The organism is Nocardioides sp. LML1-1-1.1 (genome assembly GCF_040676175.1).
In the GTDB taxonomy this organism is placed as follows: domain Bacteria; phylum Actinomycetota; class Actinomycetes; order Propionibacteriales; family Nocardioidaceae; genus Nocardioides.
In genome coordinates this window covers 109,799-132,958 of record NZ_JBEGHK010000005.1, presented here as the reverse complement: position 1 = coordinate 132,958, position 23,160 = coordinate 109,799, and the positions used below count along the sequence as shown (strand labels likewise).

The window sequence follows — 23,160 nt, the reverse complement described above, 5'->3', positions numbered from 1 at the left end:
GGTCCGGCGATGCTCAGCTCCGCGCTCTCCTCGCTGACCCTGCGCGGGCGCGCCTTCCTCGCGGCCGGGGTGACCGCGATCGCCTGTGCCGTCGTCTTCGGTCAGCCCGCGCTGACCCGGGTCGGCGTGCTCGTGCTCGTCCTCCCGCTCGTCGCCGCCCTCGTCGTCAGCCGCCGGCGCCACGACCCCGTCGTCTCGCGCAGCGTGTGGCCGCGGCTGCTCCGCGCCGGGGAAGCGGCCCGGATCGACCTCGCCGTCGCGAGCGAGCGCCGCCGTGGCGACGGCCCGCTGCTCATCGAGGACGCCCTCCCCTACGCCCTCGGCAGCCGGCCGCGCTTCGTGCTCCAGGGCCTCGACCGGCAGTGGGAGCGCACCGTCACCTACCCGGTGCGCTCCGACATCCGCGGCCGGTTCACCGTCGGTCCGCTCACCGTGCGGACCACCGACCCCTTCGGCCTCGTCGAGCGGCGCCGTGAGGTCGGCGGCACCGCCGAGCTGATCGCCACCCCGCGCGTGCTGCCGCTGCCCGCCATCCCGCTCTCCGGCGGCTGGCAGGGCGCCGGGGAGCACCGGCCGCAGGCCTTCGCGTCCGGCTCGGCCGAGGACGTGAGCGTGCGCGAGTACCGCCGCGGCGACGACCTGCGCCGGGTGCACTGGCGCAGCTCCGCGCGGGTCGGCGACCTGATGGTGCGCCGCGAGGAGCAGCCCTGGGAGGCGCACGCGACCGTCGTCCTCGACAACCGGGTGCAGACCCACCGCGGCCGTGGCCCTGCGTCGAGCTTCGAGTCCGCGATCGTCGCCGCCGCGTCCGTCGTGGTGCACCTGGAGCAGCACGGGTACGCCGTCCAGCTCGCCACCGCCAACGGGGCCGAGGTCGAGGGCGCCGACGAGACGCTGCGCCGCCTCGCCGTGCTCGACCTCACCCAGCGGCCGACCCTCGACACCGGCTGGTCCGGCGACCAGGCCCGCGGCGGGGTCGTGGTCGCCGTCCTCGGCGGCCACGGCTCGGGCGACTCCCCCGCGCTGCGGCGGATCCGGCACGACGCGGGGGCGGCACTCGCCGTCGTGCTCGACGTGGAGCAGTGGAGCACGTCCCGCGGCGACGGCGGGCCGGCCGCCGCGGCGGCCCCGCTGCTCTCCATCGGCTGGCGGGCCGTCGGCGTGGGTCCGCGCGACCGGCTCGACACCGCCTGGCGCGACCTCGGCCGCGCACCCTCGCGACGCGGAGCACCCTCATGAGCGGCCCGCGCACCGCCGCGCCGCCGGCCGCCACCTTCCTGCTCGGACTGGTCGCCGTCGTCACCACCTGGCTGGCGCTGACCGCGTGGCGGGGCTTCCTCAGCGACCCGGACAGCCTGCTCGGGCGTGCCGCCGTCGTCGGCCTCGTCGTCCTGGTCCTCGGCTCCCTGCTGCGCTGGCGCGCGGTCCCCCGCTGGCTGGTCGTCCTCGCCCAGGTCGTCGTCGTGACCGCCGTGGTCTCCTGGCAGATCACCGGCTCACCGGTCCCCAGCGCGCAGATCGGGCAGGCGCTGTCGACCGCGGTCGACACCGCGCGCACCTACAGCGCGCCGGTCGGGCCCCGCGTCCCCGCGCTGTGGCCGCTGCTCCTGGTCTGCGCCGCGGCCTTCCTCGTGCTCGTCGACACCATCGCGTGCACCTTCCGCCGGGTGCCCGCCGCCGGCCTCGCGCTGCTCGCGGTCTACTCCGTCCCCAGCGGGCTGCTCGACCGGGGCCCCGGCTGGATCGGCTTCGCGCTCACCGCCGTCGGCTTCCTCCTCATGCTCCACCTCGACGCGCGCGAGCACCTCTACCGGTGGGGGCGCCCGCTCGGCCCCACCGACCGCACCCCCTGGCACCACGGCCACCCGGTGCGCGAGGCGGTCAAGGCGGGCGCCGCGCCGATCGGGATCACCGCGACCGTGCTCGCGCTCGTCGTCCCCGTCTTCGTGCCCGTGCTCAGCACCGACCTGTTCGACCTCGGCAGCGGCGGGAGCGGCGGCGACATCCGCATCCGCAAGCCGATCGCCGACATGCGCCGCGACCTCGAGCGCGGCGAGGACGTGCCGCTGGTGCGGCTCACCACCGACGACCCGTCGCCGTCGTACCTGCGCATCTCGGTGCTCAACCGCTTCACCGGCCAGGAGTGGAGCAGCGGCGACCGCGACGTGCCGCAGGAGAACACCGCGAGCGGCGCCCTGCCCCGCCCGGCCGGGCTGTCGGAGTCGGTGCCGAGCGAGCAGTACGACTACGACGTCGAGGTCACCTCGGACCTCAACTCCACCTGGCTGCCCACCCAGTTCCCCGCCGCGGCCGTGCGGGCCGACGGCGACTGGCGCTTCGACCCGTCCTCGATGGACTTCCTCGCCGCCGACGACGACCTCGACACCCGCCGGCTGTCGTACTCCATGACCTCGATCGTGCCGCGCTACGGCACCGACGGCCGCTACTTCCGCGACGCGCCCGGCGGCGCCGTCCCCCAGGAGATGCTGGAGCTGCCCTCCGGGATCCCCTCCATCGTGCGCGAGCTCGCCCGCAGCGTCACCGAGCCCGCGGAGAACGACTACGAGCGGGCGCTGATGCTCCAGGCCTTCTTCCGCAGCGAGGGCGGCTTCACCTACGACCTGCGCAAGGCGCCCCCCGGCACCGGCAACGACACCCTGGAGTCCTTCCTGTCCCCCAGCGGCCGGGTCGGCTACTGCGAGCAGTACGCCTCCGCGATGGCCGTGATGGCTCGCGTCCTCGGCATCCCCGCCCGGGTCGCGGTCGGCTTCCTCCAGCCCACCCAGCTCGGGGACGGGCGCTGGGAGTACAGCAGCCACGACCTGCACGCCTGGCCCGAGCTCTACTTCTCCGGCGCCGGCTGGGTGCGCTTCGAGCCCACCCCGGCCGGCCGGGTGCAGGACGTCCCCGACTACTCACGGGTCCCGGTCGACGGCGGCAGGCCCGACCCCGGCACGGCGACCTCGTCGGCGGCGCCCAGCGGCACGGCGACCGTCGCTCCCCGCCCGGCCCCGAACCGTCCCACCGAGGCCCCCGCCGCCGACAGCGGTCAGGGCTCCGGATCCGCCAGCCACACCGGGCGCAACCTCGCCATCGGCGGTGGCGTGCTGGTCGTGCTGCTCCTGGCGGCGCTCCTGCTGCTGGGCCCGCGCTCGGTGCGGCGCACCGCCCGTCGTACCCGGCTCGGGGGCGGGCCCGACGAGCACTGGGCCGAGCTGCACGCGAGCGCCGTCGACCTCGGTGTCCCGTGGCCCGAGGGCCGGTCCCCGCGCGAGGTCGGCACCGTCCTGGTCGACCACCTGGGCGACCCGGACGCCCCGCCCGTCGAGCGCCCGCGCACCGGCCCCGACGTCGCACCGCGGGCGGCCGACGCGCTCGAGCGCCTGGTGGACGCCGTCGAGCGGACCCGGTACGCCCGGCCCGGTGCCGTCGCCACGGCGCTCCGGCCGGCCACGCTCGACGACGTGGAGTGCGTGATCGACGCCCTGGCGGCCGGGGTCACCGTCCGGGACAGGCGACGGGCGCAGTGGCTGCCGCGGTCGGTGTGGCAGGCGCTGCGGCGCAGCTGAGGGCGGGCACCCGGCTGATCCGCGAGGGTCGCTGCACGGTGCGGCGGGACGTCGCGGCGCGCGTCGCGTCCGCCGCCAGCGGTGCGCCTCAGCGGGCAGGCGAGGAGCCCGGTGGCTCCCCGGCGTGCCTCAGAAGCCGCCGCGGTCGCGACGCCGGCGCCAGCGCGCCTGCAGGGTGCCCATGAAGCCGGACGAGCCGCGGCTCGAGCTCCGGCCGGAACGGCGGCCGCTGCGGCCGCCGTCGACGATGCCGAAGCCGGAGGGGTGGGCGGCGATCTGTGCGTCCGTGGCGCCACCGCGCTGGCCCTTGAGGGCGGTCAGGAGCACGGTCGCCGAGCCGAGCATGACGACGAACCCGGCCACGCCGACGGGCCAGTAGCCGCTGACCGCGCCGCCCATCATCACCGCGACGCCGACCGCGAAGACCGCACCGGCGAGGATCGCGCGACGCCGCGCCGCCTGGCGGATCGTCGTGCCGCGCAGGGTCGAGGCGAACTTCGGGTCCTCCTCGCTGAGGGCACGCTCCATCTGCTCGAGCAGACGAAGCTCCTCTTCTGAGAGTGGCACCGGTTCCTCCGACACGTTCGCTGGCTGTCCCCCAAGTGTAGGCAGGCAATTCGCCACCCGGTAGGCCGTCCCCCGAAATTGTGCAGTCGGCCTCACCCGATGACCTGAACGGGCCACCCCGGCGGCCGCGGCGCGGAGTCGCCCGCGGACAGCAGGCTGGCCCGTCGGACGGCCGCCGAGCCGAACCGGGTCGCGGCCCGGTCCACCGCCCGGTCGGCGTCCGGCCAGCCCGGGTCCCGCTCCCCCAGGGCCATCTGCCGGCTGTCCCCGTCGCGGACCCGGCGCAGGCCCTCGACCCGGACACCCACCAGCCGGACCGAGGGCCGGCGTGGGGTCATCGCGTCGAGCAGGGTGTCGAGCAGCGCGACCGCGGTGTCGTAGACCTCCTGGGTGACGTCGGTCGGCTCGGGCAGGGTGCGGGAGCGCGAGACGGTGCTGAAGTCGCTGAACCGCACCGTGATCGCGACCGTGCGCCCCACCCGCTCGGCAGCCCGGACCCGCGCGGTGACCCGCGAGGTCAGCCGCAGCAGCTCACGGTGCAGGCGTGCCCGGTCGGTCAGGTCGACGGCCAGCGTGTGCTGGGCGCCCATGCTGCCCTCCGGCTCGCCCTCGCCGAACCCGAAGACGCCGGCCCCGCCCGGCCGCAGCTCGCTGCGGTCGGTGCCCCACACCAGGGTGTGCAGGTGTCCGCCCAGGTGACCGCCGAGCATCCGGCGCAGCTGGTCGACCTCGACCGCGGCCACGTCGCCGACGGTGACCAGCCCGAGGCGGTGCAGCCGCTGGCGGGTGGCCTCACCGACGCCGTAGAGCACGCCGACGTCGAGCGGGTGCACCTCGGCGACGAACCGCTCCGGCGTGATCACCCGCACGCCGTCCGGCTTGGCCTGCCGGCTGGCGAGCTTGGCGACCGAGATCGTGGCCGCGATGCCGACCGAGCAGGTGATGCCGTGCTCGGCCCGGATCCGTGCGCGCAGCCGCTCGGCGATCGCCTCCGGCGAGCCGAACAGCCGCCCCGCCCCCCGGACGTCGAGGAAGGCCTCGTCGAGCGAGGTCACCTCCACGACCGGGGTGACCGTGCGGAAGGTCTCCATGATCGCCTTCGACACCGGCGTCAGCAGGGCGAAGTCCGGCGGCATCGTCACCGCGTCCGGGCACAGCCGGCGGGCCTCCGTGCCGGACATGCCCGAGCGGACGCCGAAGCGGCGCGCGGGGTAGTTGGCCGAGAGCACCACGCCGCGGTGTCCCCCGCCCACCACGACCGGCACGTCGTGCAGGTCCGGCCGGTCGCGGATCATCACCGAGGCGTAGAAGGCATCCATGTCCACGTGCAGCAGCGGACAGGCGGGCGCCGGCGCCGGGCTCCACGGCGCGGCCGCGCGCGGCGCCTCGGTCATGGGGAGCCCCCGCACGGCTCGACGCGTCCGGGGGTCGCCCACCCAGGGGTGAGGCCGGCGACGGGACGAGGCTCAGGCCCGGGTGGCGAGCACGTGGACCTGGGTCGCGAGCGGGAGGTACTCGGCACGGCCGGCGACCGCGCGCTCCAGCTCCACGAGCGCGGCAGCGGCACCGGGCTCGAGGTCGACGAGGGCGGCCGGGACGAGGTCGGTGAAGACCCGGACGCCGTGCACCGTGGTGGACTCGAAGCCGGCCGCGGTGAGCAGGGACGCGAGCTCGCCGGCCGTGAACCGGCGGCCGGTCCGCGGGTCGAGCGGCTCCTGGCCGTCGAGCAGGCCGCGCGCCTGCTGGAAGTGCCCGGCCATCGCGCGGGCCAGGACCGCGGCGTGCCGCTGGCCGACGACGAGGCTGAGCAGGCCGCCCGGGCGCAGCACCTCGCCGATCCGGGCCAGGGCCTGCGCTGGGTCGACGACCTCGAGCACGCCGTGGCAGAGCACCACGTCGGCGGTGCCGGCGCCGACGACCTCGACCAGGTCGGTGACGTCACCCTGCAGGCCGGTGACGTCGAGGGCCGCCTCCTGGGCACGGCGCGCGAGCGCGGCGAGCGCGTCCGGGCTGGGATCGACGACGCGGACCCGGTGCCCGGACTCGGCGAGCCGCACCGCGAAGCCCCCGGTGCCGCCGCCGAGGTCGACGACGTCGCGCGGGCCGTCGGCCAGCGCCGCCTCGAGGGTGTCCCAGACGACGGCGGTCCGCACCGAACCGCGCTGCTCGCGAGAGGCCATGTCCCGAACACTATCCGCCCTCCCTCCCCGGTCGCCCCGTGACTCGTCCGGGCCGGGTCAGCCGGCCACGCGGACGGCCGCCCGTCCGCCCACCGCGGCGTGGGGAGTCAGGCCCAGCGACTGCTCGACCAGGGCGAGGAACCGGTCGGCGTCACGGACCAGGTCGTCGGCGTCGCGCTCGGAGACCGCCCGGGTGGAGCCCGCCTCCGCCGCGGCCCGCTTGCCGGCACCGGCCGCGAAGAAGGTGGCCCACTCGGCCATCTCCGGCGCCACCTCGGTCAGCAGCACCCATGCGTTCTTCTGCGGACGCTTGCGTGGCCCGACCGGCCGGGCCCGCGCGGAGAGCAGGGCCGCCGCGGCGCGCAGGGCCGCCACGTGGGCGCAGGCGTAGCGGGTGGCCGCGTCGGGGGCCGCGACCGCCTCGCTCAGCGACTCCGCCGCACGGAGCAGGTAGCTGTGCGTGGTCGCAGGCAGGACGTCGGGACCGAAGCCGGACGGCGAGGTGTGCTGCGGGGCGAGCGGCGAGGTGACCACGGGCATCTCCTTCGAGGACTGTTCGAACAGATGTTCGAACGACTCGAAGGTACACCCGCCCCCCGACAGGACGTCAAGCGTCGGTCGGGGACTCCGTCGCCGGGGTCTCGGCGGGCGCCGGCTGCTCGCGCACCCGGCCGCGCTCGTGCACCCACTGCCGCGACTGCGGGTGCCAGACGAAGACCAGCGTGATCGCGCAGACCACGGCCGCGCCGATCGCCGCCCACTCGACCAGCCGCGGCGGGTCGGTGCGCACGGTCGCGACGGTGACCAGGAAGATCCCCACGACGATCGCGGCCAGCGAGTGGCGGGCCCAGTTGTTGCGGCTGCGGAACAGCGCGATGAGGGTGGCGGCGAGGACCGCCGTCACGCCGTACAGGACCAGGATGACGGGCACGAACTCCACCGGCTGGACCGTGCTGTCCCCCACCTGGACCGGCGACCAGACGGCGCCGAGGTCGTCGCGCTGCACGACCACCATCACGCACACCAGGGCGCCCGCGGCCACCAGGAACCAGAGCAGCCAGCACGCGACGGTCACGGCGGGTGGTCGCTTGGTCATCCGTTCCTCCTGCATCGACAGGCCTGGAATAGGGTCTCCCCCATGTCGGCCGAGCATCCCTCGATCACCCGGTTCCGCGCGGAGCACGAGGCCCGCGGCGGAGTGGGCGAGATCGTCATTCTGCCTGACTCGGTCCACACGGCCGCACTGGCCGCCGAGGCGCTCGGCTGCGAGGTCGGGGCGATCGCCAACAGCCTGCTCTTCGACGCCGGCGGTGCGCCGGTCCTCATCCTGACCTCCGGCGCGCACCGCGTCGACACCGCACTGGTCGCCACGACGACCGGCCACGGCCCGCTGCGCCGGGCCTCCCCCGACTTCGTTCGCGAGCACACCGGCCAGGTGATCGGCGGGGTGTCGCCGATCGGTCACCCCGCCCCCGTGCCGACGTACGTCGACCCCTGGCTCGCCCGCCACGAGGTGGTCTGGGCGGCGGCGGGCCACCCGGCGGCGGTCTTCTCCACGACGTACGACGAGCTGCTGGCCCTCACCGGCGCCACCCCGGTCGAGGTCGCCTGATGCGCGTCGTCGTGGTCGGCGGCGGGCTCGGCGGCGCGGGCGCCGCGGCCCGGCTGGCCAAGCAGGGCCACGAGGTGGCGCTGCTGGAGGCCTCGGATCGGATCGGCGGCGCGCTCGCGCCGGTCGAGCACGAGGGCTACCGGTGGGAGGGCGGCCCGGCGAGCACGCTGGTGCCGGCCGCGCTGCGCGACCTGTTCCGCAAGACCGGGCGCCCCCTGGAGACCGAGCTCGGCGGGGAGCTGGAGCCGATGGAGGTGCTGCGCGAGCACCGCTTCGCCGACCGCACCTCGATCCGGCTGCCCGGTGGCTCGCGTGCCGACCAGGTGGCGGCCTTCGACGAGCTCGGCAAGGGCCTGGGCGAGACCTGGGCCAAGCACGTCGACATCTACGAGCCCGTGTGGGGCATCCTGCGCCGGCACTACGTGGAGGCCCCGGCGCGGCCCGCGGACCGCCGTACCCTGCCCAAGGAGCTCGACCAGCTGTTCGCGATCCGCGAGACGCTCTTCAAGCGGCTGCGTCACGACTTCCGCGACGAGCGGCTGGCGCTGGTCGCCGGCCACCTCGCGACCGCGGAGGGCCACGACCTGCGCAACGTGCCGTCGTGGGTGGGCGTGTGGTCCTACCTGGAGCAGAGCTTCGGCGGGTGGCGGGTCCCCGGCGGCATGGCCCGGGTCGCGGAGCTGCTGGAGCAGCGCCTGGCCACCCGCAAGGTGACGGTGCGCACCGGCCTGGAGGTCGGCGACGTGGTGGTCCGCGAGGGCCGCGCGGTCGCGGTGCGCACCAGCGAGGGCGACGCGGACGCCGATGCCGTCGTGGTGGCGGTCGACCCGCGCCGCCTGCCCACCCTGGCGGCGTACGTCGAGAAGACGATGCCCGCCATCCCGCCGGTGGTCGCGCACCTGGGCCTGGTCGGCGACGTCCCCCCGCTGACCCACGAGATCGTCTTCAACGCCGAGCCGACGATCTCGGTGCGTCCCGGCATCTCCGCCCCCGAGGGCGGCACGGCGTGGACCCTGCACGGGCGCGGCAAGATCGCCGAGGACATGGTCGACGCGCTGGTCCGCCACGGCATCGACGTGCGCGAGCAGGTGGTGGCCCGGGTGGACCTCAGCCCGCGCGACCTGGTCGAGCAGTGGCACGGCTCGCCGATGGGCGTGCTGTGGCAGGGCCGCGGCACGGTCCGGTCCCGGCTCGGGCCGGCGACCCCGATCCCCAACCTGTACGTCGCCGGCGCGCACGGCGCACCGGGCGCGGGCGTGCCCTTCGTGGCCCAGTCCGCGGCGCTGGTGGCGGGCCTGGTCGGCCCCGCCTGAGCCCGCGCCGCCCCTCCCACGCCGAGTAGGTACTTTCTCGCGTCGAGTGGGGGGTTTCCGCGCAGGGCGAGGACCCGAAGTGCCCACTCGACGGCATCAAGTGCCCACTCGAGCGGCGCAGGTCCCCGCTCGACGTGGAGCCCCCGAGCCGGCGCTCAGACGGTGATCTGCAGCGCCTCGAAGATCTCCAGCGTCGCCTTGGACCGGTTGAGCGTGTAGAAGTGCAGGCCGGGCGCGCCACCGGCGAGCAGCTCGTCGCACAGCTCGGCGGCGATCCGGATCCCCTCGGCGCGCACCGCGGCCGGGTCGCCGTCGTAGGCGCTGATCCGCTCGACGATCTCGTCCGGAACGCTGGTGCCGATCAGCTCGCCCTGGCGGCGGATGGCGCTGAGGTTCAGGATCGGCATGATGCCCGGCAGGATCGGCATGTCGACGCCGCGCTCACGCACCCGGTCGACGAGCGCGAAGTAGTCGGAGGCGCGGAAGAACATCTGGGTGACGGCGAACTCCGCCCCCGCCTTGGCCTTCTCGACCAGGACGTCGGCGTCGCGGTCGAGCGACTCCGCGGACGGGTGGCCCTCGGGGAAGGCGGCGACGCCGACCCGGAAGCTGCCGCGGGCCTGGGCCATCCGGACCAGCTCGACGGCGTAGTTGAGGCCGCCGTCGGTGGGCGTCCAGTCGGCCCGCGGGCCCTCCTGCGGGTCGCCGCGCAGGGCGAGCACGTGGGCGACGCCCTCGGCGTCGTAGGCGTCGAGGATGCTCTCGAGCTCCTCGCGGGTGTGGCCGACGCAGGTCAGGTGGGCCATCGGGATGAGCGAGGTCTCCCGCGCGATCCGGCCGGTGATCGCGACGGTCTTGTCGCGGGTGCTGCCGCCGGCGCCGTAGGTGACCGAGACGAAGGAGGGCCGGTAGGGCTCGAGCGCGCGGATGGCGTCCCACAGCTGGGCCTCGCCCGCCTCGTCCTTGGGCGGGAAGAACTCGAACGAGAACGAGCGACCGCCCTCGCGGATGATGTCGCCGAGGGAGCGTCCGGCACCGGTAACCATGGGCCGAAGTCTAGGCGGGCGGAGGGCCCCGGGGCCGGGGATCTCGCAAGTGCGGAGGATCACTAGGCTGGCCCGGTGAGTGCGCAGCGCTGGGACCCCACCTCCTTCCGTGCGGAGGTCCAGGCCACGCTCGACGCCTTCCTCGCCGAGCAGACCGACCGGCTGGCACCGCTGGGCGCCGACGCCGCGCGGCTGCTCACCGAGGCCCGGGCGACCGTCTCGGGCGGCAAGCGCTTCCGGGCGGCCTTCTGCCACTGGGGGTACGCCGCCGTGGCCGGCGTACCGACCGGCGACGACGCCCGGGCGGTGGCCCGCGCCGCCGCGTCCCTGGAGCTGCTGCACGCCAGCGCGCTGGTCCACGACGACCTGATGGACGCCTCCGACACCCGTCGCGGCCGGGCGGCCACGCACCGTGGCTTCGAGGCCGAGCACCGCGCCGACGGCTGGCGCGGCGACCCGGTCCAGTACGGCGCCGCGGCGGCCATCCTGCTCGGCGACCTGCTGCTGTCGTGGTCCGACGAGCTGCTGCGCCGCTGCGGCCTGGGCTGGGACCGGGTAGGCCCGGCGCTCGACGTCTTCGACCTGTGCCGCTCGGAGGTGATCGCCGGGCAGTTCCTCGACGTCTCGGTGCAGGCCCGCGGCCGGGCGAGCGTGGCGCAAGCGACGACGGTGCTGCGCTACAAGTCCGCGAAGTACTCCATCGAGCGACCCGTCCACATCGGTGCCGCGCTCGCCGGCGCCGCGCCGGGCACGATCGAGCGGCTCACCGGCTTCGGCCTCCCGCTCGGCGAGGCCTTCCAGCTGCGTGACGACCTGCTCGGCGTCTTCGGCGACCCGGAGACCACCGGCAAGCCCGCCGGCGACGACCTGGTCGAGGGCAAGCGCACGGTGCTGGTCGCGCTGGCCCTGGACGCCGCCTCCCCCGACGACGCCGCCCGGCTGGACGCCGCCCTCGGCACCCCGCTCGACGAGGCCGGGGTGGCCGCGCTGCGCGCGATCATCGACGGCTGCGGCGCGCGGGAGCAGGTGGAGACGCGGATCGACGAGCTCGCCCGCCAGGCGGTCGAGGCGCTGCGCGCCGGCCAGGCCGAGGAGGGCTGGGACGCCGGCGCCTGCCAGGTGCTGGAGCAGCTGGCGACCGCCGCCACGCGGCGCGCCCGCTAGTCCAGCAGCGGTACGACGCCGTCGGGCCCCGGCCCGCGCAGCAGCACCTGCAACGGCCGCTCCCCCGTGGCCGCCTCGCCGAGGACCTCCACGACGACCGCGAACCGCTCCGGCTCGGCGCGCGCGAAGCCGCCCCAGGCGTCCCACAGCAGCACCGTGGGGGCACCCAGGTCGCGCAGGCTGTCGTGCAGGGCGTCCAGGTTGGCGCCGTAGTGGTCACCGAAGGCGAGCGCGTCGCCGATCCCGCGCAGGACGGCGGGGGTGGTGTCGAGGGCCGCGCCGTCGACGTAGCCGAAGGACCAGGAGGCGTGCTCGACGGCCTCACGGACGTCGGCGACGTCGAGCGCGGAGGACCAGCGGTGGACGCCAGGCGTGTGCCGGCCGGCGAGGACGGCGGCGAGACCGCTCATCGGCGGATCCTCTCGAAGGAGTCGTAGTGGTCGGCGGTCCAGTAGAGCTCGCCGCCGTCACCGGCGATGATCCGGCGGGCACCACGGGTCTCGGCGCCGGGCGTGGGCACGGTGTACTCCGCGTAGTAGCCGCGCGGCTGCTTCGGCAGCCGGCCCTCGAAGTTGCCGAAGGTCGAGCCGTCCTTGCCGGGGTACGGGAAGGGTCCACCGGCATCGATCAGGTCGAGCGTCTCGGCGGCCTCGGGCGGCAGGTCGGCGAGGTCGACGGTGGGGAAGCCGGAGGTGTCGGGTCGCTCCGAGGCCGCGGAGGAACGCGGGGCCGAGGGCGTCGAGGACGGCGTCGAGGACGGTGCCGACGAGGGCACCGAGGACGGCACCGAGGACGGCGTGTCCCGCGCGGCGTCCGGCTCCGGGGAGCCGGAGTCGCGCTCCTGCAGCCACCACAACCCGATCAGCAGGACCACGGTGACGATGCTCGTCACCACCTGCGTGGTGCGCCTGGACACGCCCGGACCCGCTAGAAGCCGAGCGCCTGGGCGCGCCGCTTGACCTCGGAGCCGCGGTTCTCGCGCAGCGCGTCGATCGGCCGGCCGGGCAGGTCGGCGTCGAGGAAGATCCACGCGATGCACTCACGGTCGTCGTAGCCGTTGTCGTGCAGGGTGGTCAGCAGCCCGGGCAGGCCCTTGACCGGCTCCGCGCCGTCGAGGAAGAGCGCCGGGATGCCCTGCTTGCGCCCGTCGCCCGGCACCGCGGCGGCGAGCTGGTGCTCGCGGACCATGGTGCGCACCTTGGCGGGCGTGACGCCGATCAGCGCGGCGGCCTGGTCCCAGTCCAGCCACTCCTCGACGAGGGCGGAGAGGTCGTGCTCGGCCAGTGGCATGTCGCTCATGGGCCCATCTTCCACGACCGGCGGGCCGGGATCACACCGGCGTGGCCGCCGGGATGCTGAGGTGCCGCGCCGTACGATGACCTCTCCGGTCACCTTCCCCGGCCGGTCCAGCGGAACATGCACAGGAGGGTCGCTGTGCACGACGACCAGCGCGCCCGCGGCGACGACGCCGCGCGGCCCGGCGACCCCGCAGGACGGACCGAGGACCACCAGTACGGGCGCCTGCTCGACGGTCGCTACCGGATCGGGCCGCGGATCGCGCGCGGCGGGATGGCCAGCGTCTACGAGGCCGTCGACACCCGGCTCGACCGCACCGTCGCGGTCAAGATCATGCATCCCGGGCTGGGCGACGCGACCACCGAGGACGACTCCTTCGCACGGCGCTTCGTGCGCGAGGCCAAGGCCGCGGCACGGCTCTCCCACCCCAACGTCGTGGCGGTCTACGACCAGGGCCGCGACGAGACCGGGGACGGTACGACGTACCTGGTGATGGAGCACGTCCCCGGCCACACCCTGCGCGACACCATCACCAAGGAAGCCCCGATGTCGCCCGAGCGGGCGCTGGCGATCCTCGACCCGGTGCTCTCCGCGCTGGCCTCGGCCCACCGGGCCGGGCTGATCCACCGCGACGTGAAGCCGGAGAACGTGCTCATCGCCGACGACGGCCGGATCAAGGTCGCCGACTTCGGCCTCGCCAAGGCGGTCAGCTCCGAGACCCAGCACACGGCGACCAGCGGCGTGCTGATCGGCACGGTGTCCTACCTCGCGCCCGAGCTGGTCGTGGAGCAGCGCTCCGACGCCCGCGCCGACGTCTACGCGGCCGGCGTGATCCTCTTCGAGCTGCTCACCGGCACCAAGCCGCACACCGGGGAGTCGCCGATCGCGGTGGCCTACCGCCACGTCCACCACGACGTGCCGGCTCCCTCCAGCGTCACGCCCGGCCTGCCGGCGTACGTCGACGCGCTGGTCGCACGCGCCACGACCCGCGACCCGAGCCTGCGCCCCGGCGACGCGACGGTGCTGCTGCACCACGTCCGCCGGGTGGCCCAGGCGCTGCACGAGGGCGTGCGGGAGGACCCCGAGCTGTACGCCGACCTGATGCCGAGCGCCCGCGTGGTCGAGCCGGAGGAGCGCCCGGAGGTCGGCGGCGACACCACGCCGGAGCCGGTGAGCTCGCTGTGGCAGGGCGTGCCGGACCTGCTCCCGGCTCCTCCGCCGCCCGCACGGCAGCCGCAACCCCGCGCCCAGCCGCGCACACCGCGCCCGGCCCCCTCGCGTCCGGTCCCGGTCGACGTCACCCCGCCCCCGGTGCGTGAGCGCCGCGGGCGGCGCGGACTGGTCTGGGCGCTCGTGCTGGTGGTGCTCGTCGCCGCGCTGGCCGCGGGCGGCTACTGGTTCGGCTGGGGCCGCTACACCTCCACCCCCGGCGTGGTCGGCCTCGAGCAGGCCGCCGCGGAGACCAAGCTCGACGACGCCGGGCTCGGCACCGACGTCGAGCAGGTCTACTCCGACAGCGTCGCTCCCGGCGTCGTGGTCTCCACCGACCCCCGCCCGGGCGCGCGGATCCTGCCCGGTGACGACGTGACGCTCACCGTGTCCCGCGGCCCGGAGGTCTACGACGTGCCGGACCTCGCCGGGCTCACCGTCGACGAGGCGGAGGCCAAGCTGGGCGAGGTCAAGATGGTGCTCGGCCGGCAGGTGCCGCGCTACTCCGAGACCGTGCCCCAGGGACAGGTGATCGCCAGCGCCCCGGCGTACGGCAGCGCGGAGGCCAAGGGCCTGCCCGTCGACACCGCCGTCGCGGTCGTCGTCAGCAAGGGCCGCCAGCCGATCAAGGTCGGCAAGTGGGCCGGCCTGGACGCGGAGAAGCTGGAGAAGACCCTGGAGGGCCGCGGGCTGCAGGTGAAGGTCACCGACACCGAGTTCAGCGACACCGTCCCGAAGGGCCGGGTGATCAGCCACACCCCCGCCTCCGGCGTGGTCTACAAGGGTGACGAGATCGGCCTGGTCGTCTCCAAGGGCCCGGAGCTGGTGACCGTGCCGTCGGTGCGCTACTCGAGCACCGACTCCGCGGTGGAGAAGCTGGAGGACCTCGGCTTCAAGGTGAAGAAGGAGCGGGCGAGCATCTACCTCTCCGGCTCGGTCGCCTGGGACACCGACCCCGGTGCGGGCGAGCGGGTGCGCAAGGGCAGCACCGTCGTCCTCTATGTCGTCTGAGCACCCGCGGCGCGACGCCGTGCTGGCGAGCCTCGCCCTGCTCGCGATGACCGCCTGCTGGGGCTCGACGTTCTTCCTCATCAAGGACCTGCTGGAGCGGGTGCCGACGCTCGACTTCCTGGCCGTGCGCTTCCTGGTCGCGGGTGCGGCGATGCTGCTCGTGGCGCCTCGTGCGATCAGCCGTCTCTCCCCCGCCGTACGGCGCCGGGCGGCCGTGCTCGGCTGTCTCTACGGCGTCGCGCAGATCCTGCAGACCGCCGGTCTCGCGCACACCCCGGCCAGCGTGTCCGGCTTCGTCACCGGCCTGTACGTCGTCGCGACCCCGCTCATCGCCGCCGCGATCCTGCGCACCCGGATCACCGCCCTCACCTGGGCCGCGGTGGTGCTCGCGACGGCGGGGCTGGGCGTGCTCACCCTGGACGGCCTCTCGATCGGCTACGGCGAGGCGATCACCCTCGTCGCGGCCCTCCTCTACGCCGCGCACATCGTCGGCCTCGGCGCCTGGTCGACGGCCGGCGACGCCCTGGGCATGTCGATCCTGCAGGTGCTGGTCATCGCGGCCGTCTGCCTGGTCGCGGCGCTCACGACGGGCGAGCCGGGCGTCGTGCTCCCCGAGCGGGGCGCGGACTGGGCGTCCTTGGTCTACATGGCGCTGGTCGCGGGCGCGGCGGCGATGCTGGCACAGACCTGGGCGCAGTCGCACCTGCCCCCGACGCGCACCGCGATCATCATGAGCATGGAGCCGGTGTTCGCGGCCTTCTTCGCGGTGCTGCTCGGCGGGGAGTCGTTCACCGCCCGGATGGTCGCGGGCGGGGTGATGGTGCTCGCCGCCATGCTCGTCGTCGAGCTGGCCCCGCGCCGCAAGATCGAGGGCGAGGTCACCCACCTCGCCGTCTGAGGCCCTGGCGCATCCGCCCCGACGGGCGCACCATGGGGCGTGGGGGGTCAGTTCCCAACAGGAGTCACCATGGCCGGTCACATCATCCACGTCCACGGCACCATCCCCGCCCCGCCCGAGCAGGTCTGGGACGTCATCACCGACATCGCCCACGCCGACACCGTCCTGCGCAGCGTCACCGAGTGCGAGCTGCTGACCGAGGGCGAGTACGCCGTCGGCACGGCCTGGCGCGAGCGGCGCAGCCTCTTCGGCCACCACGGCACCGAGGACCTCCACGTCGTGGAGGCCGACGCCCCGCGGCGCGCCGTCGTCGAGGCGGAGGTCGGCGACGACGTGATCCGCACGGCCTACCGGCTCACCCCCGACCCGGAGGGCCGGCGCACCCGGCTGGCCATGACGACCACGGTCGAGATGAGCCACCGCTCGGCCATGTCCCGGGCGATGTGGGCGGTGTTCGGCGGGTTCAGCTACGACCACAGCCGCCGGGTCCTGGAGCACGACCTGGCGGACATCGAGGCGGAGGCCTGTCGCCGCGCGAGCACGGGCTGAGGTGCGAACGGGGTAGCGTGACCCCGCGATGAGCACCCCGACGTACTGCACCAGCTGCGGGCACGAGCTCGGGGTCGGGCGCTTCTGCACCAACTGCGGGAAGCCGGTGCCCGGCCGCCACCCCGAGGCCGCGCCCGGTACGAGCGCGCCTCCGGCCACCGGTCCGGTCGTGCCGCCACCCGTCGGGCAGCTGCCGCCGTCGGCGCGCTACCCGCTCTTCGCGGACGCCCCGGAGCGCGCGCCGGAGGCCACCGCCACCCGGGTCACCCCGGTCCCGGCGTACCCGCCGCCGCCCGCGCCGCCCTCCTCCGAGCGCCGCCGCCGCGCCTGGCTGCCGTGGGTGGTCGCCGTCGTGCTGCTGGCCCTGGTCGCCGGCGCCGGCGCCGTGCTGCTGACCGGCGGCGGTGACGACGACAAGGCGGCCGACGAGCGGCCGAGCGGCACGACCAGCACGCCCACCGACGCCCCGTCCTCGGGGACCCCGGACCAGCCCGACGCCACCGGCACCGAGGGACCGGTCGAGGCCCCCGACCCGGACGACGTCGTCGACCTGACGCCGGACGCGACGGCGCAGGTGCCCACCGAGGCGCCGCCCAGCCGCGACCGGGCCGGCAAGCAGGTGCGCTTCGTCGCCGCGAACATGTGGGACGGCAAGCCCCGCACCGCCTGGCGGATGCCCGGCGACGGCACCGGGCAGACGCTCACCTTCGACCTGGGCCAGGACGTCGTCATCACCGAGGTCGGGCTGATCAACGGCTACGCGAAGGTCGACGGGTCCGACAACTGGTACCAGGGCAACCGCCGGATCCGGGCCGTGCAGTGGGAGTTCGACGACGGCACCCGGGTCACCCAGGAGCTCGCCGACCGCCGCGAGGTGCAGCGGGCCGAGCTGGGACCGATCGCGACCCGCACCGTCACCGTGCACCTGCTGGTCGTCACCGCGCCCGGCAAGGGCCCGAACAGCCGGGACTTCACCGCGATCAGCGAGCTCCAGCTGCTCGGCGCGCCCGCCTCCTAGCGGCTCAGCGCAGCAGCCCGGCGAGCACCGCCGCGGCCTGCTCGACGTCGGCTCGGGTGACGTCGAGGTGGGTGACCAGGCGGACCGTCCGCGCGCCGACCGCGCCGATCAGCACGCCGTCCTCGCGGGCCCGGGTGACCAGGCCCGGCGCGTCGGCGCAGTCGAAGGCCACGATGTTGGTGTCGACGTCCGCGGGGTCGGTGCCGACCGCCTCGGCCAGCAGCCGTGCGTGGGCGTGGTCCTCGGCGAGCCGCTCCACGTGGTGGTCGAGCGCGTGCAGGCCAGCGGCGGCGAGGACGCCGACCTGGCGCATCCCGGCGCCGAGCCGCTTGCGTCGTACCCGGGCCTCGGTGATCGCGTCCTGGCTGCCGACCACGAGCGAGCCGACCGGGGCGCCGAGGCCCTTGGAGAGGCAGACGGCGAGGACGTCGGCGACGTGGCCGTAGTCGGCGAGCGGGGTGCCGGTCGCGACGTGGGCGTTCCAGATCCGGGCACCGTCGAGGTGGACGGCGACCTGCTGCTCGTCGGCGTAGGCCCGCAGCGCGCGCAGGTCCTCGATCGGCAGGACCGCGCCGCCCGCGAAGTTGTGGGTGTTCTCGACCGAGAGGGCGGCGGTCCGCACGAAGTACGGCCCGAGGTCGGGCGCGAACAGCTCGCCGACCTGCGCGAGGTCGGCCTGGCCGCGCGGGTGCGACCAGGTGCGCATGGTGATCCCGTTGACGGCGCCGTGGGCGCCCAGCTCGGCCCGGGCGATGTGCGCCCGCGCCTCGCAGAGGACCTCCTGGCCGGGCGCGACGACCGAGGCGACCGCGAGCACGTTCGCGAGCGAGCCGGTCGGGGTGAAGAGCGCGGCCTCGTGGCCGAACAGGCCCGCGACCCGCTCCTCCAGGGCGCGGACCGTCGGGTCCTCGCCGTAGACGTCGTCGCCGACCTCGGCCGCGGCCATGGCGGCCCGCATGGCCTCCGTCGGCCGGGTGACGGTGTCGGAGCGAAGGTCGATCACGAGGTGCGCAGCATCGAGGCGACCTGGAACGCCATCTCGAGCGACTGGACCCGGTTGAGCCGCGGGTCGACGACCGACTCGTAGCGGTGGGCCAGGCCCAGCTCGTCGAGCTGCTCGCCGCCGCCGATGATCTCGGTGACGTCGTCGCCGGTGTTCTCCACCAGGATGCCGGCCGGGACCGTGTCCAGCGCGCGGTGGACGTCGAAGAAGCCCTGCACCTCGTCGAGGACGTCCTCGAAGCGGCGGGTCTTGTAGCCGTTGGACGCCTCGAAGGTGTTGCCGTGCATCGCGTCGCACACCCACGCCACGTCGACGCCCTCGGCGGTGACCTTCTCCACCAGCGGCGGCAGGCCGTCGCGGATCTTGCCCGCACCGAAGCGGGTGATGAAGGTGAGCCGGCCCGGCTCGTTGGTCGGGTTGAGCTTGGCGGCCAGGGCGAGCGCGTCGTCGGCGGTCGCGGACGGCCCGAGCTTGCAGCCGATGGGGTTGCTGATGTGGCTGAAGTACTCCACGTGCGCGCCGTCGAGCTGGCGGGTGCGCTCGCCGATCCAGACCATGTGGCCCGAGACGTTGTAGGGCTTCTCGGTGCGGGAGTCGATGCGCGTCATCGCGTGCTCGTACTCCAGCAGCAGTGCCTCGTGCGAGGAGTAGAAGTCGACCCGGTGGAACTCGTCGGGGTCGGCGCCGATCGCCTGCATGAAGGTCAGCGCGCGGTCGATCTCCGCGGCCATCGCCTCGTAGTGCTGGCCGACGGGCGAGTTGCGGACGAACTCGGAGTTCCAGGTGTGCACCTGGCGCAGGTCGGCGTAGCCGCCGGTGGTGAAGGCGCGCACGAGGTTCAGCGTCGAGGCCGACGCGTGGTAGACGTCGAGCAGCCGCTGCGGGTCGGGGCGCCGCGACTCGGGGGTGAACTCGAAGCCGTTGACCGCGTCCCCGCGGTAGGCCGGCAGGGTGATCCCGTCGCGGGTCTCGTCGTTGGAGGAGCGCGGCTTGGCGTACTGCCCCGCCAGGCGGCCCACCTTGACCACCGGCACCGACGCGGCGTAGGTCAGCACGACCGCCATCTGCAGCAGGACCCGCAGCTTGTTGCGGGTGTTGTCGGCGGTGGCGTCGACGAACGTCTCCGCGCAGTCGCCGCCCTGGAGCAGGAAGGCCTCGCCCCGGCTGGCCGCGGCGATCTTGCCCTTCAGCTCGTCACACTCCCCCGCGAAGACCAGCGGAGGAAGCGTCCGCAGCCGGTCGACGACGGCGGCCAGGGCCGCCGGGTCGTCGTACGACGGCTGCTGCTTCGCGCCGATGGCGTGCAACTGCTCGAGGGACGGGAGGGTGCTCACGCTGAGAGTTTACGGCGCGGCCCCGGTGGCCGCCGAGTCGGCGCCGGCCACCATCGAGGTCATCCGCTTCAGCAAGGTCGACTTGCCAGCGCCGTTGGGCCCGGCCAGGACCGTCACCGTGCCAGCATCCAAGATGAAGCTGGTGGGGTGAAGGGCCTGCCGGTCGCCGTACTTCTTGGACAGATCGTGCGCGACGACAATCGCCACTACGGCGCCCCGACCTGAATGGGAGGAGCCCACTGCGGCAATCGCCAGTGCAGGTGCGAATGGCTCGCTGCCCCCGGCACATACTCGCCCCACGTGCCCCTGACGGCGAGATATCCGTGGAGATCTCCCCGGTCGTCGACGACGCAATACTCGACGGCGTCGCCAGCAACGATTGCCGCGACCACGTCGCAGATGTGCTCATCGTCGTCGGTGCCACCCCAGGCCAGCGCCAGTCGCCCAGCCAGGCCCGTTCGGATGATCGCCTCGCCACCGGCGAGGTGCAGGTAGATCGGTACCCCACCCGTGCCCTTGGCAGGAACGATCAAGATGACGATCCGCGGAGAAGCACTGTCCACCTGCTGAACCCGACCGTGGTCTCCGACGACGCCGTCGAGCGCTCGAACCAAGCGGTGAGCTCGGCTGGTCATACGGATCACGGCACCAGACTATCCGCAAGGATTCTTCACACCCTTGGAGTAGTTGTAGCCGTCAGAGGTGATGCTCGCACCCGACTTCGACTTCCCAGTAATCGTCGCCCCTGTGCGGTAGGTGCCCCGCGCGCACCGAATTCCGCCCGTCATGATCGTGAACTTCTTGAACAGTTTCCCGGTGGTCACGGACCGCTTGTTCACCGAGGCGGGGACGGTCTTCCACCCCGCCCACCTTCTTCTGGAGCTAGATCGTCGCGGTGACCGACGCAAGGTCGTTGCGCGCCTCTCCGCGACAGATGACCGTGGCCTTGCCATCGATCATGCCGGGAGTCCCGTTGGACTCATGAGGCCACTGAAGCTGAGAGTCGCAGACGACTGTTCCGAACTTGCCGGTACAGGCGCTTGCGAGCAGGCCGGTGCAGGCCAGGACGACCGCCATGAAGATCCGTGCAGACATCGAAGCCGTGTCGTTCCTATCGCCTTGAGATTGCGGTGACAAGGAAGACTTTGCTCTTCTCGCCGCGCCTGGCGCGCCCGAACTATCAGATAGCGACGGTGCCGCTGAACTTTCAGCGTTCCTCTCGCCTCAGTCGTCGGTGGGGTCGATGTCCATGTGCTCGATGTCGGCGAAGTGACCGCCCTCTGGCTTGAAGAACAGCCGGGTCAGCGCCCAGAGCACGACACCGATCAGGAGCAGCCCGCCGGCGATCTTGTACTGGATCATGTCCGCCTCCAGCCGGGCCCACGGGCCGAGCAGGTAGGCGCAGAACAGCGCGCCGAGCACCGGCACGATCGTCGGCGCCTTGAAGCCGGTGGTGGGGTCGCGGCGCAGCACCAGGCAGGCGATGTTGACGATGGTGAAGACGGCGAGCAGCAGCAGCGACGTCGTGCCGGACAGCGAGCCGACGATGGTGCTCTCCGAGGCCAGCCGGACGTAGATGATCAGGGCGAAGGCGAGCAGCGTGGTGAACGCGATCGCGACGTACGGCGAGCGACGGCGCGGCAGCACCTTGCCGAGCACCGGCGGGAGCACGCGCTGGCGCGCCATCCCGTAGATCAGGCGGCTCGCCATGAGCATGTTGATCAGCGCGGTGTTGGCGACCGCGAAGACGGTCATGAACGGGAAGAAGTCGTCGATCGGCAGGTCCGGCGCCCCGACCCGCACGACGTCGAGCAGGATGCCGGCCTCCTCGTTGGCCGGGTGGCTGATCTGGTCGGCGGGGATCACCGCGATCACCGAGATGGCGACGAGCATGTAGATGATCACCGCGATGCCGAGGCCGGTGAGCATCATCTTCGGGAAGATCCGCTCGGGGTTCTTGGTCTCCTCGACCATGTTGACCGAGTCCTCGAAGCCGACCATCGAGAAGAAGGCGATCGCGGTGGCGATGGTGACGGCCATGAACAGGCCCTTGTCGTCGGGGCTCTCGAAGACGGTGATGCGGTCGAGGTCGCCGTCCCCCTTGCCGATCACCCAGAACCCGATGCCGATCACGATGGCCAGGGCCGCCATCTCGATGATCGTCAGCACGACGTTGAACTTCACGCTCTCCCCCACGCCGCGCAGGTTGACCAGCGCGAGCAGGAGCATGAACCCGAGCGCGACCGCGAGCACCAGCCCGTTGCTCGGGTCGTCCTCGCCGAGCCCGATCAACAGGTTCGAGGCGAGCAGGCCCGAGGACGTCGAGGCACTCGTGATGCCCGAGCAGACGACGGTGAAGGCGACCAGGAAGGTCACGAAGTGCACGCCGAAGGCCTTGTGCGCGTAGAGCGCGGCCCCGGCGGCCTGGGGGTACTTGGTGACCAGCTCCAGGTAGGAGTAGGCCGTCAGCGTCGCGATCGCGAAGGCGACGAGGAAGGGCAGCCAGGCGATGCCGCCGACCTGGCCGGCGAGGCGTCCGGTCACGGCGTACACGCCGGCACCGAGGATGTCGCCGACGATGAAGAGCAGGAGCAGCCCCGGGCCGAGGACCCGCTTCAGCTCGGGCTGGTGGCCCTCGTGGCCGGCGGCCCCTCCGGGCGCGGTCTCAGTGGTCATGGGCCTCTTCCTTCCCCGAGCTGGATGCCGTTCTCGGCATCACCTTCGCGCAGTGCGCGCGGAAAGCGAAGCATTTCGCGCCGCGGCGTGGGTCGCCGGGTCGGGCGCCTCCGCGACGCCGAGCCGTTCGAGCAGCAGGAGGCAGGCCTCGGCGTACGGGTTGCCGGCGGTGCGGACGGCGACCTCGGTCCAGTCCACCTGCTCGCGCACGGCGCGCGCGACCGGCAGCACGGGCGTCAGGTCGCACGCGTGCTCCTCCAGGGCGTTGAGCTTGTCGGCGAGCAGCACGGTGGCCGGGAGCACGGGCATCCGCACCGACTCGACCTCGATCACCTCGGCCGCCTCGAAGCGGTCGCGGGTGATGGTCTCGCCGTCGACGCGGAAGATCACGTCGACCATCGCGCCGTCGATGAAGACCTTGAACAGCCAGTCCTCCGGAGGCTGGACGACGACCAGGTCGCGGGCCGCGAGCAGGTCCCGGACCCGAGCGGCGTCCTCCTCGGCGACCATGAAGTCGACGTCGTGCTCCGGCTCCGGGCCGCCGCGGGCCCACAGGCCGTAGCCGCCGGCGAGGGCGAAGGGTGCCTCCGCCTCCTTGAGCGCGACCCCGACCTCCTTGAGCGCCTCGCGCAGCGCGTCCTGCCCCGTCGGGCCGGCAGGACGCGCTGCGCGGGCCGAGGCGTCGTCGTGCACCATCCGCCATCACCTCGGACCG

Annotated in this window: 25 protein-coding genes; 9 read left to right on the top strand and 16 right to left on the bottom strand. The window is 73.9% G+C overall.

The genetic code is table 11. The features are described from left to right. Nucleotides 1–9: 9 nt before the first annotated feature. Together MRBLML1_RS17915 and MRBLML1_RS17910 are read left to right on the top strand one after the other, a co-directional pair. Nucleotides 10–1,239 (top strand): DUF58 domain-containing protein, encoded by a 1,230-nt coding sequence (locus MRBLML1_RS17915; protein WP_364518477.1) that lies wholly within the window; start codon nt 10–12, stop codon nt 1,237–1,239. Then, nucleotides 1,236–3,569 carry a transglutaminaseTgpA domain-containing protein gene (locus MRBLML1_RS17910; protein WP_364518475.1) on the top strand — a complete coding sequence of 778 codons (2,334 nt, stop codon included), beginning with the start codon at nt 1,236–1,238 and terminating at the stop codon, nt 3,567–3,569. The genes MRBLML1_RS17915 and MRBLML1_RS17910 overlap by 4 nt, the downstream gene beginning before the upstream one ends. Nucleotides 3,570–3,698: 129 nt before the next feature. Here the strand turns inward: MRBLML1_RS17910 and MRBLML1_RS17905 are convergent, their stop codons facing one another. The 5 genes from MRBLML1_RS17905 to MRBLML1_RS17885 form a co-directional block, all read right to left on the bottom strand. Next, on the bottom strand, nt 3,699–4,136 hold the full coding sequence (locus MRBLML1_RS17905; RefSeq protein WP_364518473.1) for a DUF3040 domain-containing protein: 438 nt from the start codon (nt 4,134–4,136) through the stop codon (nt 3,699–3,701). 92 nt (nt 4,137–4,228) lie between these two features. Continuing rightward, complete coding sequence (dinB, locus tag MRBLML1_RS17900) at nt 4,229–5,530, bottom strand: DNA polymerase IV (RefSeq protein WP_364518471.1); 1,302 nt, start codon at nt 5,528–5,530, stop codon at nt 4,229–4,231. 72 nt (nt 5,531–5,602) lie between these two features. Next, entirely contained in the window at nt 5,603–6,316 is a 714-nt protein-coding gene (locus tag MRBLML1_RS17895) for a methyltransferase domain-containing protein (RefSeq protein ID WP_364518468.1), read from the bottom strand. Between the two features lie 57 nt (nt 6,317–6,373). After that, entirely contained in the window at nt 6,374–6,850 is a 477-nt protein-coding gene (locus MRBLML1_RS17890; RefSeq protein WP_364518466.1) for an SAV_6107 family HEPN domain-containing protein, read from the bottom strand. Between the two features lie 73 nt (nt 6,851–6,923). Continuing rightward, on the bottom strand, nt 6,924–7,412 hold the full coding sequence (locus MRBLML1_RS17885; RefSeq protein WP_364518464.1) for a hypothetical protein: 489 nt from the start codon (nt 7,410–7,412) through the stop codon (nt 6,924–6,926). 42 nt (nt 7,413–7,454) lie between these two features. Between MRBLML1_RS17885 and MRBLML1_RS17880 the strand changes: the two genes are divergently transcribed. Together MRBLML1_RS17880 and MRBLML1_RS17875 are read left to right on the top strand one after the other, a co-directional pair. Next, nucleotides 7,455–7,928: a YbaK/EbsC family protein gene (locus MRBLML1_RS17880; protein WP_364518462.1), complete on the top strand. Its 474-nt coding sequence runs from the start codon at nt 7,455–7,457 to the stop codon at nt 7,926–7,928. Next, nucleotides 7,928–9,241 (top strand): phytoene desaturase family protein, encoded by a 1,314-nt coding sequence (locus MRBLML1_RS17875; RefSeq protein ID WP_364518460.1) that lies wholly within the window; start codon nt 7,928–7,930, stop codon nt 9,239–9,241. Before MRBLML1_RS17880 ends, MRBLML1_RS17875 begins: the two co-directional genes overlap by 1 nt. Nucleotides 9,242–9,396: 155 nt before the next feature. Here the strand turns inward: MRBLML1_RS17875 and metF are convergent, their stop codons facing one another. Next, nucleotides 9,397–10,287, bottom strand: a complete 891-nt coding sequence (gene metF, locus MRBLML1_RS17870) for a methylenetetrahydrofolate reductase [NAD(P)H] (RefSeq protein WP_364518458.1) — start codon at nt 10,285–10,287, stop codon at nt 9,397–9,399. A 75-nt stretch (nt 10,288–10,362) separates the two neighbouring features. Between metF and MRBLML1_RS17865 the strand changes: the two genes are divergently transcribed. Further along, nucleotides 10,363–11,451, top strand: coding sequence for a polyprenyl synthetase family protein (locus MRBLML1_RS17865; protein ID WP_364518456.1), 1,089 nt, complete (start codon nt 10,363–10,365; stop codon nt 11,449–11,451). On the opposite strand, the gene MRBLML1_RS17860 is transcribed toward MRBLML1_RS17865, so the two are convergent. Genes MRBLML1_RS17860 through MRBLML1_RS17850 form a run of 3 tightly spaced genes read right to left on the bottom strand, consistent with a single transcriptional unit; the run spans nt 11,448 to nt 12,750 of the window. Further along, nucleotides 11,448–11,861: a barstar family protein gene (locus tag MRBLML1_RS17860; protein WP_364518454.1), complete on the bottom strand. Its 414-nt coding sequence runs from the start codon at nt 11,859–11,861 to the stop codon at nt 11,448–11,450. The two genes, MRBLML1_RS17865 and MRBLML1_RS17860, sit on opposite strands and share 4 nt — an antisense overlap. After that, nucleotides 11,858–12,367, bottom strand: a complete 510-nt coding sequence (locus MRBLML1_RS17855) for a ribonuclease domain-containing protein (protein ID WP_364518452.1) — start codon at nt 12,365–12,367, stop codon at nt 11,858–11,860. The genes MRBLML1_RS17860 and MRBLML1_RS17855 overlap by 4 nt, the downstream gene beginning before the upstream one ends. An 11-nt stretch (nt 12,368–12,378) precedes the next feature. Beyond that, nucleotides 12,379–12,750, bottom strand: coding sequence for an Rv2175c family DNA-binding protein (locus MRBLML1_RS17850; RefSeq protein ID WP_364518450.1), 372 nt, complete (start codon nt 12,748–12,750; stop codon nt 12,379–12,381). Nucleotides 12,751–12,885: 135 nt separating this feature from the next. On the opposite strand from MRBLML1_RS17850, the gene pknB reads away from it, so the two are divergent. The 4 genes from pknB to MRBLML1_RS17830 all read left to right on the top strand — a co-directional run bounded on the left by pknB (nt 12,886) and on the right by MRBLML1_RS17830 (nt 17,432). Continuing rightward, complete coding sequence (pknB, locus tag MRBLML1_RS17845) at nt 12,886–14,967, top strand: Stk1 family PASTA domain-containing Ser/Thr kinase (RefSeq protein WP_364518448.1); 2,082 nt, start codon at nt 12,886–12,888, stop codon at nt 14,965–14,967. Continuing rightward, nucleotides 14,957–15,865 (top strand): DMT family transporter, encoded by a 909-nt coding sequence (locus MRBLML1_RS17840; RefSeq protein WP_364518446.1) that lies wholly within the window; start codon nt 14,957–14,959, stop codon nt 15,863–15,865. Before pknB ends, MRBLML1_RS17840 begins: the two co-directional genes overlap by 11 nt. Nucleotides 15,866–15,934: 69 nt before the next feature. After that, nucleotides 15,935–16,414, top strand: coding sequence for an SRPBCC family protein (locus tag MRBLML1_RS17835; protein ID WP_364518444.1), 480 nt, complete (start codon nt 15,935–15,937; stop codon nt 16,412–16,414). A gap of 28 nt (nt 16,415–16,442) precedes the next feature. After that, nucleotides 16,443–17,432, top strand: coding sequence for an NADase-type glycan-binding domain-containing protein (locus MRBLML1_RS17830; protein WP_364518442.1), 990 nt, complete (start codon nt 16,443–16,445; stop codon nt 17,430–17,432). Between the two features lie 4 nt (nt 17,433–17,436). Here the strand turns inward: MRBLML1_RS17830 and MRBLML1_RS17825 are convergent, their stop codons facing one another. From MRBLML1_RS17825 to MRBLML1_RS17795, 7 genes are all read right to left on the bottom strand, one after another. Further along, nucleotides 17,437–18,435, bottom strand: coding sequence for a threonine aldolase family protein (locus MRBLML1_RS17825; protein WP_364518440.1), 999 nt, complete (start codon nt 18,433–18,435; stop codon nt 17,437–17,439). Further along, on the bottom strand, nt 18,432–19,769 hold the full coding sequence (locus tag MRBLML1_RS17820; protein WP_364518438.1) for a class II 3-deoxy-7-phosphoheptulonate synthase: 1,338 nt from the start codon (nt 19,767–19,769) through the stop codon (nt 18,432–18,434). The genes MRBLML1_RS17825 and MRBLML1_RS17820 overlap by 4 nt, the downstream gene beginning before the upstream one ends. Nucleotides 19,770–19,778: 9 nt before the next feature. Beyond that, a complete protein-coding gene (locus MRBLML1_RS17815; RefSeq protein WP_364518436.1) occupies nt 19,779–19,976 on the bottom strand; it encodes an ATP-binding cassette domain-containing protein in 198 nt (65 codons plus the stop codon). Beyond that, nucleotides 19,976–20,413, bottom strand: a complete 438-nt coding sequence (locus tag MRBLML1_RS17810; RefSeq protein WP_364518434.1) for a hypothetical protein — start codon at nt 20,411–20,413, stop codon at nt 19,976–19,978. The genes MRBLML1_RS17815 and MRBLML1_RS17810 overlap by 1 nt, the downstream gene beginning before the upstream one ends. 238 nt (nt 20,414–20,651) lie before the next feature. Beyond that, nucleotides 20,652–20,846, bottom strand: a complete 195-nt coding sequence (locus tag MRBLML1_RS17805; protein WP_364518432.1) for a hypothetical protein — start codon at nt 20,844–20,846, stop codon at nt 20,652–20,654. Nucleotides 20,847–20,993: 147 nt separating this feature from the next. Continuing rightward, nucleotides 20,994–22,445: an APC family permease gene (locus MRBLML1_RS17800; RefSeq protein ID WP_364518430.1), complete on the bottom strand. Its 1,452-nt coding sequence runs from the start codon at nt 22,443–22,445 to the stop codon at nt 20,994–20,996. 39 nt (nt 22,446–22,484) lie between these two features. Further along, complete coding sequence (locus MRBLML1_RS17795) at nt 22,485–23,141, bottom strand: hypothetical protein (protein ID WP_364518426.1); 657 nt, start codon at nt 23,139–23,141, stop codon at nt 22,485–22,487. Nucleotides 23,142–23,160 lie beyond the last annotated feature (19 nt).

Bases quoted from the DNA above. Each gene is read 5' to 3' on its own strand.
- MRBLML1_RS17915 (WP_364518477.1), top strand. From the start codon at position 10: ATGCTCAGCTCCGCGCTCTCCTCGCTGACCCTGCGCGGGCGCGCCTTC.
- MRBLML1_RS17910 (WP_364518475.1), top strand. From the start codon at position 1,236: ATGAGCGGCCCGCGCACCGCCGCGCCGCCGGCCGCCACCTTCCTGCTC.
- dinB (WP_364518471.1), bottom strand. From the start codon at position 5,530: ATGACCGAGGCGCCGCGCGCGGCCGCGCCGTGGAGCCCGGCGCCGGCG.
- MRBLML1_RS17895 (WP_364518468.1), bottom strand. From the start codon at position 6,316: ATGGCCTCTCGCGAGCAGCGCGGTTCGGTGCGGACCGCCGTCGTCTGG.
- MRBLML1_RS17885 (WP_364518464.1), bottom strand. From the start codon at position 7,412: ATGACCAAGCGACCACCCGCCGTGACCGTCGCGTGCTGGCTGCTCTGG.
- MRBLML1_RS17880 (WP_364518462.1), top strand. From the start codon at position 7,455: ATGTCGGCCGAGCATCCCTCGATCACCCGGTTCCGCGCGGAGCACGAG.
- MRBLML1_RS17875 (WP_364518460.1), top strand. From the start codon at position 7,928: ATGCGCGTCGTCGTGGTCGGCGGCGGGCTCGGCGGCGCGGGCGCCGCG.
- metF (WP_364518458.1), bottom strand. From the start codon at position 10,287: ATGGTTACCGGTGCCGGACGCTCCCTCGGCGACATCATCCGCGAGGGC.
- MRBLML1_RS17860 (WP_364518454.1), bottom strand. From the start codon at position 11,861: ATGAGCGGTCTCGCCGCCGTCCTCGCCGGCCGGCACACGCCTGGCGTC.
- MRBLML1_RS17850 (WP_364518450.1), bottom strand. From the start codon at position 12,750: ATGAGCGACATGCCACTGGCCGAGCACGACCTCTCCGCCCTCGTCGAG.
- MRBLML1_RS17840 (WP_364518446.1), top strand. From the start codon at position 14,957: ATGTCGTCTGAGCACCCGCGGCGCGACGCCGTGCTGGCGAGCCTCGCC.
- MRBLML1_RS17835 (WP_364518444.1), top strand. From the start codon at position 15,935: ATGGCCGGTCACATCATCCACGTCCACGGCACCATCCCCGCCCCGCCC.
- MRBLML1_RS17830 (WP_364518442.1), top strand. From the start codon at position 16,443: ATGAGCACCCCGACGTACTGCACCAGCTGCGGGCACGAGCTCGGGGTC.
- MRBLML1_RS17805 (WP_364518432.1), bottom strand. From the start codon at position 20,846: ATGGCGGTCGTCCTGGCCTGCACCGGCCTGCTCGCAAGCGCCTGTACC.
- MRBLML1_RS17800 (WP_364518430.1), bottom strand. From the start codon at position 22,445: ATGACCACTGAGACCGCGCCCGGAGGGGCCGCCGGCCACGAGGGCCAC.
- MRBLML1_RS17795 (WP_364518426.1), bottom strand. From the start codon at position 23,141: ATGGTGCACGACGACGCCTCGGCCCGCGCAGCGCGTCCTGCCGGCCCG.